Below are 13,619 nucleotides of genomic sequence, written 5' to 3'. Positions count from 1 at the left end.
TTGTCGCGGGTCTGAGAGGCCGGCAGCACATAGAGGTTATCGCAACGCTTGTCGCGAATCAGGGCCTGATTGAGGTTGGCCTCCTGATTGATGACATTGACGAAGTCGTAAACGACGCGGCGCTCGCAACCCATGATGAGGTCCAGGTTGCGCAAGCCGACATCGAAATCGATGACAACCGTGCGATGACCGCGTTGTGCCAGTCCCATAGCCAACGCGGCGGACGTCGTCGTTTTGCCGACCCCGCCCTTGCCCGAGGTGATCACAATAATTCTCGCCAAAGTAGCCGCCTCCAAAATGGGATGGTCCGTCGCCCAACCCTGCGTCGGGTCAAAGTTTTTCGATTCTCAGAATCTTCTGGTCCAGATAGATCTGGACGGGAACCCCGCGCAAATCGCTCGGGATGTTCTCGCTCACCCGGTAATGCCCCGCGACGGACACCAGCTCCGCCTGTAGGTCTTGGCAGAAGATCCGCGCATCCGTGTTGCCCTTCATGCCGGCCAGTGCCCGACCACGCAACGGACCGTAGACATGGATGTTGCCGTCGGCCATCAGCTCCGCACCCGAGCTCACCGCGGCGATGATGGACAGATCCCCGCCGGCGGCGTAGACGCGTTGCCCCGAGCGCACCGGGCGCGTGACCAAGGTGAAGGCCGCTCCGGCTCCCGCACGGGGCGCTGCCGCGGGCTCGTCCCGCTGCACCGACGGCGCAGCCGCGGCGGTGGCGCTCGGCGCGGGCTCCTCGGGGGCGGCGCTGCGCTCGGTGCGGGTCGCACGCGTCTCGTGCTCGCCGAGGATCGCCAGCTCCATCGCCTCCGCGGCCTCGTTCTGCGCCTTGTTGCCGCCGCGCACGCCGAAGGGAATCATGCCGTAGCCGCGCAGCAGGCCGACCAAGAGCGGAAACTCGACCTCGCCGCCACCTTCGGGAAAGGCACTCAGATCGATCACGACGGGCGTATTGCGAAAAAACTCCGGCGCCTGCTCGACCCGGGCACCCAGCTCGGCGGCGACCGCCTCGATGTCGGCCTCGAGCAGACGAATGATCGGCAAGGTGAAACCGGCCGCCTTGAGCTCGAAGACGGCGGGGCGATCCCCGACAGACGTGCGTTGATACCCTGCCATGTTGCTGCTTTCGGGGCAAACGCCCGTCGATCTCCGCTGGAATGAATGAAAAACGCGACGTGCCCTGCTACATCGATCAGCCGGGCGGCCACTGCATGGGGCGCCCGCCCAGGATATGCAGGTGCAGGTGGTACACCGTCTGCCCGGCCGCCGCGTTGCAGTTGATCAAGGTCCGGTAGCCGCTGGAGGCGATCCCCTCCTGCTCGGCGATCTTCGCCGCGGCCAGGAACAGCTTGCCGATCAGCTCGGCATCCTCGGGCTGCACCTCGTTGAGGGTCGGAATCGGCTTGCGCGGGATCACCAGGATATGTGTCGGCGCTTGCGGATGGAGGTCTCGAAAGGCGACCAGGTCATCGTCTTCGTAGACGATGTCGGCCGAGACTTCGCCGGCGGCGATCTTGCCGAAAATGGTATCAGACATCGTTGCGCTCCGCTCCGTTAAGAGACCAGTGGTGTCAGAGTCGGCGCCGACCGTTGAAGGCGAGCGCCAGCGTTCCGCCGTCCAGATACTCGAGCTCGCCACCCAGCGGGACACCGTGGGCGATACGGGTCGCGCTCACCCCGTGCCGATCGGCAGACTCGGCGATGAAGTGCGCCGTCGCGCTCCCTTCGACGGTCGGGCTGATGGCGAGGATCACCTCGCGCACCTCCCCGCCCTGCAGACGTTCATCGAGCAGATCCAGTCCCAGCTCCTGCGGTCCGATCCCGTCGAGCGGCGAGAGCCGCCCCCCGAGCACGAAATAGAGCCCGCGAAAGTCCGTCGCCTGCTCGATCGCCAGGATCTCGGAGGGTTGCTCGACCACACACAAGAGCCCGCCGTCGCGATGCGGGTTGGTGCAGAGCGCGCACAGCTCCTGCTCGGTCAGGGTCCGGCAGCGGCGACAGCGCCGGATTCGGGTCATGGCATCGGCCATGATCCGCGCCAAACGCACCCCGCCCTCGCGATCGCGCTCAAGCAGATGGAAGGCGATACGCTGCGCCGACTTGGGCCCGACGCCGGGCAGGCACCGCAAGGCATCGATCAGTTGACCGAGAAGCGGGCGCTCGGACACGGCAATGGGCCGCGCCTAAAAGGGCAGCTTCATCCCGGGCGGCAAGGGCAACCCGGCAGTCAGCTCGGCCATGTTCTCCTTCGCCTTCTCGGCCACGCGCTGGCTTGCACCGTTCACGGCGGCGGTGATGAGATCTTCGAGCATCTCCTTGTCGTCGCCCATCACACCGGGGTCGATCTCCACCCGACTGACCTGATAGCGCCCGTTCATGGTCACCTTGACCATGCCGCCGCCGGACTCGCCGACGACCTCTTCCAGCGCGAGCCGCTCTTGGGCCAGCTTCATGTCTTCCTGCATCTTCTGCGCTTGCTTGAGCAGGTTGCCGATTCCACCTTTCATCATGCGTTGTCGCGGGAAACCTCGGCCGCAGGGCCGAGGCGGGATAGCGCACGGCGCCGAGCGCCGTCCTTCTCCCGCATCCTCTCTTCTCGGTTGGCTATCTTTTTGGAAGAATCCGTCGCAGTGCGACCCCAGTCCATCCGAACCTCCGAACGGAGATTCGGCGCAACAGAAACACCCGGCGAGCCGGCCCTCAATCGGCCGGCTCGATACTCCCGGCGATCCAGCTCGCATCAAGCTCGTCCTGCATCGCACGCGCGACCGGGTCCTCATCCATCGCGGCGACCGCAGCCTGGCGGCGCTCGCCGGTCTCGCGCTCGCGCCGCCGGGCGAGGGTCTCGCGCTGCGGTCTTGCGACCTGGATATCGAGCTTTACCGCCGTCCCCATGGTCTTTTCCAAGGCTGCGTGCAGGCGCGATTCCGCGCCCGGCGAACGCAGATGCTCCGCGGCCGGGTCCAAGCCGAGCGAGAGTCGCCCGTCCTCCCAGCCTTTCAGATCGCAATGATGGGCGATCTGGCTCGCGATCCCGCCCAACTCCAAACGGTCGACGAGCTGGAGCCATTCCGCGTGCGAGGTCAGCATCACCGCACCCGCGGCACCCGAGGTCTCGGTCGGCGCTTGCACGGCGGATCTCCCATGCTGTGCCGGCGCAGGCTCGGCGACGCGCGGCTCGGCAACAGGCCTGAGCATCGACACTGGCGAGGACAGTGGCGAGGACAGTGGCGAGGACACCGGCGAGCCGGACGCGCCGGCGGCGGGCTCGGCCGAGCGCGTCGCACCGCCGGTCGCGGTCTCGCGCAGGGGCGAGGGACCTGCCGACGCTCGCGTCGGCGCGTCGCCGGTAGAGGCCGGTCGAAACGCCAAGGCGCGCAGCAGGACCATCTCGAAACCGGCACGCGGATCGGGGGCAAGCGGCAGATCACCTTGCCCGGTCAACGCCACCTGATAATAAAGCTGGAGATCCTCGGCCGGGAGCCGGCCTGCAAGCGCCTTCAGCCGCGTAGCATCCGGATCATCCGGGGCCAGCGTCTCGGGCACCTGCTGAAGCAGTGCCAAGCGGTGCAGCAGCGCAATCAGCTCGCGCAGCAGCTCTTCGAAATCCGGCGTCAGAGAGGCCACGCGCTCGACCTCGGTCAGGACCCGCGCGCCGTCGCCGGCAGCCAACGCATCCAAAAGGTCCAGCGTCAGATCCCCCGGCAGGGTCCCGAGCATGGTGCGCACGCCCGACTCCTCGACTCGACCGCCGCCGAAGGCGATCGCCTGATCGAGCAGACTCAAGCCGTCGCGCATACTGCCGTCGGCACCACGCGCCAGCAGAGGCAGCGCGGATGCCTGAAACTCAAGCCCCTCGGCTTCCAGGACATGCTGGAGCCGGGCGCGAATCTCCTCGGGCAAGAGGCGGCGCAGATTCAACTGCAGACAGCGCGAGAGCACCGTGACCGGGACCTTCTGCGGATCGGTCGTCGCGAGCAGGAACTTCACATGCGGCGGCGGCTCCTCCAAGGTCTTCAACAAGGCGTTGAAGCTGTGGTTGGAGAACATGTGCACCTCGTCGATCAGATAGACCTTGTAGCGTGCACGTGCCGGGGCATAGGGGACATTGTCCAGAAGCTCGCGGGTTTGATCGACCTTGGTGCGCGAGGCGGCATCCACCTCGATCAGATCCACGAAACGCCCGCCGTCGATCTCTCGACAGGCCGAGCAGACCCCGCAGGGGTGCGAGCTCACACCCTCCTCGCAGTTCAGCGCCTTGGCGAGGATGCGGGCGAGCGTGGTCTTGCCGACACCTCGAGTGCCGGTAAAGAGATAGGCATGATGGAGCTGGTCGCGATCGAGCGCGTTGGAGAGCGCGCGGACCACATGCGATTGTCCGACCAGATCATCGAAGCTCTTGGGGCGCCATTTGCGGGCGAGCACCTGGTAGGACATGCGTAGTTCGAGTCGGAGGTGTTCCGTGTGGGGGCGGCTGAATGAGTGGCGAGTGGCTTGTAACGAATCCGTGACGACATCCACTCGCCCGACCCGATCGGGTGGGGCGGCGGCCGACGCCAGCCACACCCCGGCACACGCTTCAACCGCTGCGGCTGCTCCCTTCCGGGCCTGACCGGGTTCACGGTTTCGCGTTGCGAGGGGACCGGCGCAAGCCACCATGACATCCGAACCGCGGCCAAGCCCCGGATCGACGCGCAAGGTTAACAAAGCCCGAGATCGAAGACAAACGCCCGACGTCCGGAATCGACCCGACCGCCCATGCGTGGCAGACTTGGCGCGTCCGACCCGTGGCCGGGTCCGAGCAACCGACACGGCGGAGCCCGTCGGCTCGGGACCCGCGCAAACAGACCCGCCGAGGCATTTTCATTCCCATGCGTGCTATCGCCCCGCTCATCCTTCTCTTCGGGACGCTCCTCATCGGCGCCGACGGCGATCTCGCCGCCGAGACCGAGCTCCCCGCGACCGCAGCCTCCGAAACCGAGCCGGACGTCTGGAACCGAACCCTGGAGACCGCCACCGACTGGTGGCAACGCTCGCGCAATTTTGCCGACCGGGCGGTCGCCGATGCCAAAGGACTCTTCGCCGACGATCAGGATTTCGCCCGGGTTTGGGGCTCGGTCGTGCCCACGCTGGACTCGGCGTTGGTCCTGGAGGAGCGCCACGGCGAGCTGCCCGAGAAGACCTGGTTCGGGACCGACCAGCGCTCCAATCGCGAGGAGATCAACGCCCTGCTCGACACGGCGGTGGAGATCCTCTCGACCTCGCCGGTCCAAAACTACCGCGAGCGGATCCGGATCCTCCAAGCCGAGATCGAGAAGGCCCGTGCCGGGATCGCCGACGCCCGGCAGAAGCGGATCGCCGCCCCCGCGGAGTCGACCCTCAAGAAGACGGTCGCCGATTACGATCGACTGATTCGATCGCTCGAGGACGACATCGATCGTCTGAACGGCGAGCTGGCTGCGGTGAAGCGGGAGTTTGCAGACGAGCTGCGCGGAATGGGTCTCGACCTGGCCGACGATCAGCTCGAGCTGCTGCTCTCGACCGTCGTCGGCGACAATATGATCGACCTCGGCATCCTGTTCGACAACGTCAAGGCCGTCACCGGTCAGCTCGAGGTGCTGGTCGCCCAGAGCGGCGAGGATCTGCAGAGCGCGCGACGCTATTACGGCCTCTATGTCGTCCTGCTGCAGGCACTCAACCGCATGCACCTGCAGATCGAGGAGGCGATCGGGGAGCAGTATGTCCCGCAGATCGATGCCATCATCGCACGTGCCCAAGAACTCTCCGGCGAGACCCGACGGCTGCAGCGCGAGTCGCCGGGCCGCCAGGAGGTGCTCGCCGCCAACCTGGAGGCACAGCAGTTGACCGTGCAGGCCGCCGAGATCTATCGCCGCTATCTCGGGGAACAGGCGACACAGGTGAAGCAAGCCAGACGCGAACTCGAGAAGGATATCGCCGCGGCCTGGAACACCTACGAGACCGTCCGGGTCTCCGGCGAGCTGGTGAGCCTGGTGCGATCGAGCCAACAGCTGCTCGACGGTCTGATGAATCGCCAGGTCCCGACACTGCGCCCCTTCGAAAACCTGGAGATGCAGCGCGAATTCCAAAAACTGACCGAACAGTTGCGCAGTCGCAGCCCCGGTTGAGCCCGATCCATCACCTTATCGACGAGACCCCGAGACCATGAAGATCGCCCGCTTTCTCGACACCCACGGCACCGTCCACTACGGCACCCCGATCGACGCCGGACATGCCGTCCGACTCGGCGGGCACCTCTACGAGGGCCTGACCGAGACCACCGACGAGATCGCGGTGGCAAGCTGGTTGGCGCCGATCACACCCGTCAACGTCTACGGCATCGGCTTGAACTATCGCGCCCATGCCGAGGAGACCGGAGCCGCCATCCCGGCCAACCCGGTCGTCTTCATGAAGCCCACGACGGCGATCACGGATCCGGGCGCGCCCATCATCCTGCCGAACGCCTGCGAGCACGGACCCGAGGTCGACTACGAGGCCGAGCTGGCCGTGGTCATCGGCCGCACCGCGCGCGACGTTTCCGTCGCGTCCGCGCTCGATTACGTGCTGGGTTACACCTGCGCGAACGACATCTCCGCGCGGCGCTGGCAGAAGGAAGGCGGTGCGGGCCAATGGATTCGCGGCAAGAGCTTCGACGGATTCTGTCCCTTGGGTCCTGTCCTGGTCACCGCCGACGAGATCCCCGACCCGCAGGCACTCAACGTCACCTGCACGCTCAACGGCGAACGCGTCCAGACCGGCCACACCAGCGACATGATCTTCACCATCGCCGAGCTGATCGCCTTCCTCAGCCGCGACACCACACTCCTGCCCGGCACCCTGATCATCACGGGCACCCCGCCCGGCGTCGGCTTCGCACGCACGCCGCCGCTGTACCTGGCCGCGGGCGACCGGGTGGTGGTCGAGATCGAGCGGATCGGGGCGCTGGAGAACCCTGTTGAGCAGGCGCAAAGCCTAGCCTGAGGCGGAGAGGGTCGGTCGGTGATCGTCGGTTGTGCCGAGCCGCGCGAGGCACAACCCACCGTCGGCGCGTTGAATTCGATCCCGCGGGCCGTCGTCTGGCCGGCGGAAGAAGACGACTGCAAGTCGTCGATCCCGGGGACATCGTCACTTCGCGACGATCGCAGGCATCGCTTCACCACTCGCCACTCACCACTCAGCTCGAAGCGCGTCGTTCCGCCCTCGATCCAAACCGCCGAGCGGCAAATGACCGAAGACGATGTCGCCCTCGGTCCCGTCGTCGAGGGCGATCTTGCCGATGCCGTTGCGGCCGTCGCTCGCGCGGATGATGTCGGCCCAGCCGCTGCGCCCGTCGTCGCAATAGACGTCGAAGACGGCGTCGGCCGAGCCGGTGAAGGCGTTGTAGCCGCCACGGCAGTTGTGCTTGCCGTTCGAGACGCGGAAATCGGCCACGAAAGGCGAAGAGCGGTAATCGCCGACGTAGACCTCGCCGCCCATGATGACGGCGAAGGGACCCGAGGTCGAATAGCCCGGCGGCAGCCGACTGGGTTGGCCGCGGTCGATCTCGTCCAGCACTTCGCTCACGCAGGAGGAGTAGAGTTCCGGATCCAGGTGCGCGCAGAGGCGCCGGCCATAGTCGATCGGCGAAACGGTCGCGCTGATCCCGCCCAGGTGATTCGGCGGCACGAGTCCGCAGGCGCCGAGCAGAAGCGGCAACAGGGCGGCGAGATGGAAGCGGGTCATAAGCGTTCTCCGCGCAAAACGACCGGGAAACGTCGTGGGCCGGACGATCGGGACATAACGGCTGTCTGTTCCGGTCGAGACCGCCTCGAGGCGTATCCTTGCCCGGTGAGCAGGCGATCAGTTTAGGCCGAATCGCGCCGGCCGGGGAGCGATTTCAACCCGCCACCCGGATCCCGGGATAGGGTTCAAAAATAAGCGTGACAACTCGACGAGAGAATCCCGTTGCCGCGGTCGTCGAGGCGTAGCGCCCCCTACGGCGAGGCGGCGCAACGCTGGCCCGGCGCACGGGGGCGTGCAATGCGGCGAAAACCACAGGTGCGCTCGGTCTCTACCGAGTGCATGACACGCGTGCGCCCCACCCTGCACAGCGGTGCGCTTTCGGACTACAGTTGCCGTGACGGCGAGCCCCGGATGCGCCCGCCCCAGATCTCGATTCAACCCGACACGGAGCGACTCAGGGATGCACACCAGGTTATTCATGCACGGATCCAATCCAGGCGAGGGGCGGCCCACGCCGACTCGGGCCGCGCATCGGTCGAACGCGCGTCTCCTTGCCGCCGGTCTGGCGGCCCTGCTCCTCGCGGCCCTGTCGTGCGGCTGCGCCCAAGCGCCGCGCTTGCCCGGACAACTCGCCGAGCTCAGCTGTATCGGCGCCTGCCAAGGCGTCCGAGACAGGTGCAACGCCGATGCGCGCTACGACTATCGCCAATGCCAGGCGGGCTACAGCGAGGCGTTCGTCGACTATCGCTGGTGTCTGGCCTCGGCATTCGAGCGCTCCGAATGCGGTTATCCCTGGTGGTCCTGTGCAGAGAATCTCTACGGCTACTGCGCCAATCGCGCCGCCGAGTGCGAGCAAGCCTGCCGCGCCCGCACCACCCCCTAACCCCAAAAAAAGCAAACGTAGGATGGGTAGAGCGCAGCGAAACCCATCCTCCCCGCTCAAGCACCCAAACCCGACCTCCCCCGCTCAAACACCAAAAACCCAACCTCCCCCGCCCGAACCATTCGCCCCCCGTCAGGCCCCGCGGCGCCAAGCCGTCCCGCTCGGTCCATCCTCGAGACCGATACCCGCCTCGGTCAGCAGCTTGCGCAGCCGATCGGCCTCGCCCCAATCCTTCGCGGCGCGGGCGGCGATACGCGCCTGAACCAGACTCTCGATCTGAGCGTCCGACAAACCTCCGTCGTCCGCTCGTCCGCGCAGATACAGCTCCGGATCCTCCTGCAGGATGCCGAGAACACCGCCGAGCCGTCGCAGCACCGCCGCAGGGCCGGCAGCGGCGACGGGATCATCCGCGCGGATGCGGTTGACCTCGCGCACCAAATCGAACAGAACCGCAAGCGCCTCGGGCGTGTTGAAGTCATCGTCCATCGCGGCATGGAAGCGCTCGACGAAGGGTCCGGCAACGGATGCATCCACGGCGTCGGACGCGACATCCGCAACGCCGCGCAACGCCGTGTAGAGCCGGGTGAGTGCCGCGCGTGCCTGCTCGAGGTGCTCGTCGTCGTAGTTGAGCGGGCTGCGATACTGGCTGGTCAAGATGAAATAGCGCACCTCCTCGGGACGGAAGCGCTGCAGGATCTCGCGCACGGTGAAGAAGTTGCCGAGCGACTTGGACATCTTCTCTTCGTTCACGCGCACGAACCCGTTGTGCATCCAGACGTTCACGAAGGGCTCGCCGGTCGCGCCCTCGGACTGGGCGATCTCGTTCTCGTGATGCGGGAACTGCAGGTCCGCCCCGCCGCCGTGGATGTCGAAATGGTTTCCCAATGCGCAGGTGCTCATGGCCGAGCACTCGATATGCCAACCGGGCCGGCCCGGGCCCCAGGGCGAATCCCAGGCCGGCTCACCCGGTTTGGCGGACTTCCAAAGGGCGAAATCCAGCGGATCGCGCTTGGCCTCGTCGACCTCCACCCGAGCGCCGGCGCGCAGGTCCTGCGGGTCCTTGCCCGAGAGCTTGCCGTAACCCGCAAAGCGCGCGACGGCATAATAAACATCGCCGTTCTCGGCGACATAGGCGAGCCCCTTCTCGATCAGGGTGTCGACCATGGCGAGGATCTCGTCCATGTGCGCCGTGGCGCGCGGCTCGTCGGTCGGGGGCAGGATACCGAGCGCATCGGAATCCTCGTGCATCGCCCGGATGAAGCGTTCGGTCAGCGCCTGCATCGGCTCGCCCGCCTCGGCGGCACGGCGGATGATCTTGTCGTCGATGTCCGTGATGTTGCGGATATAGGTCACCTCATACCCGAGCGCGCGCAGATAGCGATAGACGACATCGAAGACCACCATGACGCGCGCATGGCCGAGATGGCAGTAGTCGTAGACGGTCATCCCGCAGACATACATGCGCACCTTGCCGGGCTCGATCGGCTGAAAGGGCTCTTTGCGGCGGGTGAGGCTATTATGGATCTGCAACATGAAATGCACTCGCGAGTGGGTTGGTCCGGGCCGCAACGGGCTCGGAACCGAGGTTCCGGCAAGCCCGGCATGGTAACAAAGCCGAGGATGCAGGCGTGAACCCGCCTTTCCCCGACTGCGCAAAGGCCGTACCATTATTAAACCGCGCCCAGCGAGGTATCCGATGTTTTTTGGATGGGATCGGCCGCGGCAAACGTGACGACCGATGGAGTCAGCGCGGTTTAAGATATTAAAAAATATATCATTGTTAAACCGCGCCCCCGCACAAGGGTCGTGTCTCGCATGCTCCGGTAATGGGCGTGGCAGACACAGCGTCGGTCGAACCCAATCCAAACACCAGTGCGCCGCCGGCGCGCCAGTAACAGCCAGCGGAGATCACCGATGATCAAGCTCACCACCAACCTCGGCGACATCCTCGTCGAGCTGGATGCCGAGAAGGCGCCCAAGACCTGTGCAAACTTCGAGCAGTATGTCCGCGACGGTCACTACGACGGGACGCTGTTTCACCGCGTCATCGACGGCTTCATGATCCAGGGCGGCGGCATGGCGCCGGATTTCACGCCCAAGCCGACTCGCGCTCCGGTCGAGAACGAGGCGAAGAACGGTCTGAAGAATCTGAACGGAACGCTCGCCATGGCCCGCACCATGGACCCGCACTCGGCGACGTCGCAGTTCTTCATCAATGTTGCGGACAACGGCTTTCTGGATTACCCGGGGCAGGACGGCTGGGGCTACTGTGTCTTCGGACGGGTCGTCGAGGGCGCGGACGTCGTCGATGCCATCCGCGGCGTGCAGACCGGCACGCGTCACGGGCATCAGGATGTCCCGATTCAGGATGTGGTCCTCGAGCAGGCCATCGTCGTCGAGTGACGCACCGAGCCGGGACCGGAGCGACGCCCGAACCTTGAACACCGCAGGCGTCAGCCTCTTCGTCTCCGACCTGCATCTGTCGCCGGACCGGCCGGCGACGGTGGATCTGTTCCTCGCCTTCCTCGCCGGGCGCGCCCGCGAGGCCGAGCAGCTCTATCTGCTCGGCGACATCTTCGACGCCTGGATCGGCGACGACGACGACGGCACGCCCAACGCCGAGGTCAAGGCGGCGCTTGCCGCGGTCACGGCCTCCGGGGTCCGCTGTCATTTGATGCACGGCAACCGCGACTTCCTGATCGGGCGAGCCTTCTGCCGCGAGACCGGTTGTCGGCTCCTGCGCGATCCGACCCTCGTCCGGTTCGCCGGCGAGCCTACGCTCCTCATGCACGGCGACCTGCTCTGCACGGACGACGTCGCCTATCAGCGGTTTCGCCGCCGCATCCGCAATCCGCTCATCCAGCGCCTCTTCCTCTGGCGATCGCTCGCGGCGCGTCGCAAGGTCGCCGCCGACTACCGCCGCAAGAGCGGAGCCGCGACCGCCGAGAAGACCCTGGACATCATGGACGTCAACCAAGAGACCGTCGCACGCTACCTGCGCCGCTACGGCGCCACGCGACTGATCCACGGACACACCCACCGTCCGGCCGATCATCGCGTGCAGATCGACGGCCGAGAGGCCGTACGCTCGGTGCTGGCCGAATGGCACCCGGACCGTGGCGAAATACTCATCCACGGACCCTCGGGCTGGCACCGAGAGGTCTGCGATGGTTTGATCAAGACTGACGGCGGAAGTGACAACAACGGTCGTCGCGAAGCGGCGACACCCCCGGGATAGACGACTTGCAGTCGTCCTCTTCAGCCGGCCCGACGGCCCGCGAGGTCACGGTCAACGCGACGCACTCGAGAACCGCGCTGAACGCGCTTTGGCACCGGTGCTGTGCCGTCAGTCTTGAGCGAACCGTCGCAGCATTTTTCGTTGTCGTTGTTGGTTGTGCCGAGACGCGCAAGGCACGACCCACGCCCGATACGTCCGGCAGGCACGCAAAGCTCGCCCGCTCAAAGGGGGTCGGTGACGGGATCACGCCCGATCGCGTCGGGCACGCGCGCGTCGGCGGTCGCGAAGGAATAGCCGCATTCCTGCGGCGTCAGCTGCTCGGCGGCCACCCGCGGATATTTCCGGCAGCTCGGCGGACGCATCGCGTAGACGGCGCAGCTGCTCAAACCCGCGTCGTCGAAGCGCAGAAACGGACAGGGATAGGGCAGCTTGCAGCAGGCGCCGCAGCGGTTGCACGCGCCCGACCGATCCGGGTCGACCGGCAGGAGCGACGTGAACAATCGCTTGGTTTTATTCAGCATCCGCACCGTCTCCCGAAGACGTCATCGATCCGCCGGCCGCATCTGATCCGGTCTGAGGCGCGGCGTGAAATAGCGGTCTGCATCGTCCAGGTCGACCGCCTCCCCAGCCGCATCGACCAGCGGCTGCTCGTAGTCCTTCCAGCCCCGCAGACCCGTCTGCAGCGAGCACACGTCTTGGTACCCGAGCAGGCTCATCGCGTGGGCGGCCATGATACTGCGGTATCCGGAGCGACAGACCACCACGACCTCCCGATCGCGTGCGCGCACCAGCTCCGGTACGGTCTCCTCGTAGTCCCATTCGCAGGCGGACTCGAGGATACCGCGCGGGACGTTGAGCGCCCCATCGATATGCATCGCCGCGAATTCATCCGGCTCGCGGACATCGACCAGCAGCAGGTCCGGGTTTGCCTCGAGGCGCTCCTCCAGATCCCAGGGCATGATCTCCTTGACGTCGCTCAGACAGTCTTTGATGAGCTCTAGAAACTTCTTCATCGCTTTAAACCGCGTCCCGAGCGAGATGCTCGTTGTCGAGTGAGTTCAACGTTTGGCACATCCACGGCCCTTAGCGGAGACGCGGTTTAACCGCGTCCGGAGTGGCGTGCATTCAATTCGGATTGAGGCTGACTGGGACTCATCCGAGATCGCGGCTCGCTCTGCGCTCGCACAGACCGCGCTCCACCGCGATCACGGCCGCCTCCACGCGCGAATGCACGTCGAGCTTACGCAGGATCGCCTTGACGTGGAGCTTGACCGTTCCGTCCGAAATATTCAGACGTCGGGCGATCGCCTTGTTGCTCTGACCCTCGGCGAGATGGCAGAGGATCTCATGCTCGCGCGGCGTCAGGTCGGCGATCCGACCCTCGGCCGCCATGCCCGCCGCCTCGCCCTGGACGGCCTTGGCCAAGACGATGGCCAGCTCGGGCGCCACCACCGTGCGGCCCTGGACGATCTCGCTCAGCGCCGCGATCAAGGCATCCGGCTCCATATCCTTGAGCAAATAACCCTGCGCACCGCCCTGCAGCGACTCGATCACGTCGCGCTCCTCGGCGCTCGTCGTGAGCATCGCGATCGGCATGGCCGGATGGGCCGCGCGCAACCGACGGAGCATCTCCAAGCCATCGAGCTGCGGCATGCGCATGTCCAGCAAGACCACGTCGGGCAGGGTCTCGGCGACACGCTTCAGGCCCATCGCGGTATCGCCCACCGCCGCGACCACCTGGATGCCGCGGCG

General features: G+C 66.0%; 16 protein-coding genes and 1 other RNA gene. 5 read left to right on the top strand and 12 right to left on the bottom strand.

Going from position 1 to position 13,619, the window contains the following annotated elements:
- The 7 genes from GPT33_RS12395 to ffs all read right to left on the bottom strand — a co-directional run.
- On the bottom strand, positions 1–281 hold a 281-nt coding region (locus GPT33_RS12395; protein WP_296809386.1), incomplete at its 3' end, for an AAA family ATPase.
- A gap of 49 nt (positions 282–330) precedes the next feature.
- On the bottom strand, positions 331–1,122 hold the full coding sequence (gene minC / locus GPT33_RS12390) for a septum site-determining protein MinC (protein WP_296809385.1): 792 nt from the start codon (positions 1,120–1,122) through the stop codon (positions 331–333).
- A 76-nt stretch (positions 1,123–1,198) separates the two neighbouring features.
- A complete protein-coding gene (locus tag GPT33_RS12385; RefSeq protein ID WP_296809384.1) occupies positions 1,199–1,543 on the bottom strand; it encodes a histidine triad nucleotide-binding protein in 345 nt (114 codons plus the stop codon).
- Positions 1,544–1,577: 34 nt separating this feature from the next.
- Complete coding sequence (gene recR / locus GPT33_RS12380; protein WP_296809382.1) at positions 1,578–2,174, bottom strand: recombination mediator RecR; 597 nt, start codon at positions 2,172–2,174, stop codon at positions 1,578–1,580.
- A 15-nt stretch (positions 2,175–2,189) separates the two neighbouring features.
- Entirely contained in the window at positions 2,190–2,513 is a 324-nt protein-coding gene (locus GPT33_RS12375; RefSeq protein WP_040731662.1) for a YbaB/EbfC family nucleoid-associated protein, read from the bottom strand.
- 193 nt (positions 2,514–2,706) lie between these two features.
- Entirely contained in the window at positions 2,707–4,443 is a 1,737-nt protein-coding gene (gene dnaX, locus GPT33_RS12370) for a DNA polymerase III subunit gamma/tau (protein ID WP_296809381.1), read from the bottom strand.
- Between the two features lie 114 nt (positions 4,444–4,557).
- An RNA gene (gene ffs / locus GPT33_RS12365) (signal recognition particle sRNA small type) lies at positions 4,558–4,654 on the bottom strand.
- 223 nt (positions 4,655–4,877) lie between these two features.
- On the opposite strand from ffs, the gene GPT33_RS12360 reads away from it, so the two are divergent.
- The gene (locus tag GPT33_RS12360; protein WP_296809380.1) at positions 4,878–6,152 is read left to right on the top strand and encodes a hypothetical protein; all 1,275 of its coding nucleotides are present in this window, start codon (positions 4,878–4,880) and stop codon (positions 6,150–6,152) included.
- A 37-nt stretch (positions 6,153–6,189) separates the two neighbouring features.
- Positions 6,190–7,005, top strand: a complete 816-nt coding sequence (locus tag GPT33_RS12355; RefSeq protein WP_296809379.1) for a fumarylacetoacetate hydrolase family protein — start codon at positions 6,190–6,192, stop codon at positions 7,003–7,005.
- A 186-nt stretch (positions 7,006–7,191) separates the two neighbouring features.
- Here the strand turns inward: GPT33_RS12355 and GPT33_RS12350 are convergent, their stop codons facing one another.
- Positions 7,192–7,746, bottom strand: coding sequence for a hypothetical protein (locus GPT33_RS12350; protein WP_296809377.1), 555 nt, complete (start codon positions 7,744–7,746; stop codon positions 7,192–7,194).
- Between the two features lie 460 nt (positions 7,747–8,206).
- Here GPT33_RS12350 and GPT33_RS12345 point away from each other — a divergent pair, with 460 nt between their 5' ends.
- Positions 8,207–8,629 (top strand): hypothetical protein, encoded by a 423-nt coding sequence (locus tag GPT33_RS12345; protein WP_296809375.1) that lies wholly within the window; start codon positions 8,207–8,209, stop codon positions 8,627–8,629.
- 132 nt (positions 8,630–8,761) lie between these two features.
- Here the strand turns inward: GPT33_RS12345 and cysS are convergent, their stop codons facing one another.
- On the bottom strand, positions 8,762–10,162 hold the full coding sequence (cysS, locus tag GPT33_RS12340) for a cysteine--tRNA ligase (RefSeq protein ID WP_296809372.1): 1,401 nt from the start codon (positions 10,160–10,162) through the stop codon (positions 8,762–8,764).
- Between the two features lie 381 nt (positions 10,163–10,543).
- Here cysS and GPT33_RS12335 point away from each other — a divergent pair, with 381 nt between their 5' ends.
- Together GPT33_RS12335 and GPT33_RS12330 are read left to right on the top strand one after the other, a co-directional pair.
- Complete coding sequence (locus GPT33_RS12335) at positions 10,544–11,032, top strand: peptidylprolyl isomerase (RefSeq protein ID WP_296809371.1); 489 nt, start codon at positions 10,544–10,546, stop codon at positions 11,030–11,032.
- Positions 10,998–11,867: a UDP-2,3-diacylglucosamine diphosphatase gene (locus GPT33_RS12330; RefSeq protein WP_296809369.1), complete on the top strand. Its 870-nt coding sequence runs from the start codon at positions 10,998–11,000 to the stop codon at positions 11,865–11,867. The genes GPT33_RS12335 and GPT33_RS12330 overlap by 35 nt, the downstream gene beginning before the upstream one ends.
- A gap of 221 nt (positions 11,868–12,088) precedes the next feature.
- Here GPT33_RS12330 and GPT33_RS12325 read toward each other — a convergent pair whose 3' ends face one another.
- The 3 genes from GPT33_RS12325 to GPT33_RS12315 all read right to left on the bottom strand — a co-directional run.
- Positions 12,089–12,388, bottom strand: coding sequence for a hypothetical protein (locus GPT33_RS12325; RefSeq protein WP_296809368.1), 300 nt, complete (start codon positions 12,386–12,388; stop codon positions 12,089–12,091).
- Between the two features lie 21 nt (positions 12,389–12,409).
- On the bottom strand, positions 12,410–12,880 hold the full coding sequence (locus tag GPT33_RS12320) for a rhodanese-like domain-containing protein (protein ID WP_296809366.1): 471 nt from the start codon (positions 12,878–12,880) through the stop codon (positions 12,410–12,412).
- Positions 12,881–13,019: 139 nt separating this feature from the next.
- Positions 13,020–13,619, bottom strand: a 600-nt coding sequence (locus tag GPT33_RS12315) for a response regulator (protein WP_296809365.1), incomplete at its 5' end; no start/stop codon positions are given.

Source organism: Thiocapsa sp. (assembly GCF_011390875.1).
Lineage (GTDB): Bacteria > Pseudomonadota > Gammaproteobacteria > Chromatiales > Chromatiaceae > Thiocapsa.
This window is presented reverse-complemented; position numbering and strand designations above follow the sequence as displayed.

Coding starts and splice junctions, on each gene's coding strand:
- GPT33_RS12355 (WP_296809379.1), top strand. CDS start 6,190: ATGAAGATCGCCCGCTTTCTCGACACCCACGGCACCGTCCACTACGGC.
- minC (WP_296809385.1), bottom strand. CDS start 1,122: ATGGCAGGGTATCAACGCACGTCTGTCGGGGATCGCCCCGCCGTCTTC.
- dnaX (WP_296809381.1), bottom strand. CDS start 4,443: ATGTCCTACCAGGTGCTCGCCCGCAAATGGCGCCCCAAGAGCTTCGAT.
- GPT33_RS12385 (WP_296809384.1), bottom strand. CDS start 1,543: ATGTCTGATACCATTTTCGGCAAGATCGCCGCCGGCGAAGTCTCGGCC.
- GPT33_RS12350 (WP_296809377.1), bottom strand. CDS start 7,746: ATGACCCGCTTCCATCTCGCCGCCCTGTTGCCGCTTCTGCTCGGCGCC.
- GPT33_RS12320 (WP_296809366.1), bottom strand. CDS start 12,880: ATGAAGAAGTTTCTAGAGCTCATCAAAGACTGTCTGAGCGACGTCAAG.
- GPT33_RS12330 (WP_296809369.1), top strand. CDS start 10,998: ATGTGGTCCTCGAGCAGGCCATCGTCGTCGAGTGACGCACCGAGCCGG.
- GPT33_RS12325 (WP_296809368.1), bottom strand. CDS start 12,388: ATGCTGAATAAAACCAAGCGATTGTTCACGTCGCTCCTGCCGGTCGAC.
- GPT33_RS12360 (WP_296809380.1), top strand. CDS start 4,878: ATGCGTGCTATCGCCCCGCTCATCCTTCTCTTCGGGACGCTCCTCATC.
- GPT33_RS12345 (WP_296809375.1), top strand. CDS start 8,207: ATGCACACCAGGTTATTCATGCACGGATCCAATCCAGGCGAGGGGCGG.
- GPT33_RS12375 (WP_040731662.1), bottom strand. CDS start 2,513: ATGAAAGGTGGAATCGGCAACCTGCTCAAGCAAGCGCAGAAGATGCAG.
- cysS (WP_296809372.1), bottom strand. CDS start 10,162: ATGTTGCAGATCCATAATAGCCTCACCCGCCGCAAAGAGCCCTTTCAG.
- GPT33_RS12335 (WP_296809371.1), top strand. CDS start 10,544: ATGATCAAGCTCACCACCAACCTCGGCGACATCCTCGTCGAGCTGGAT.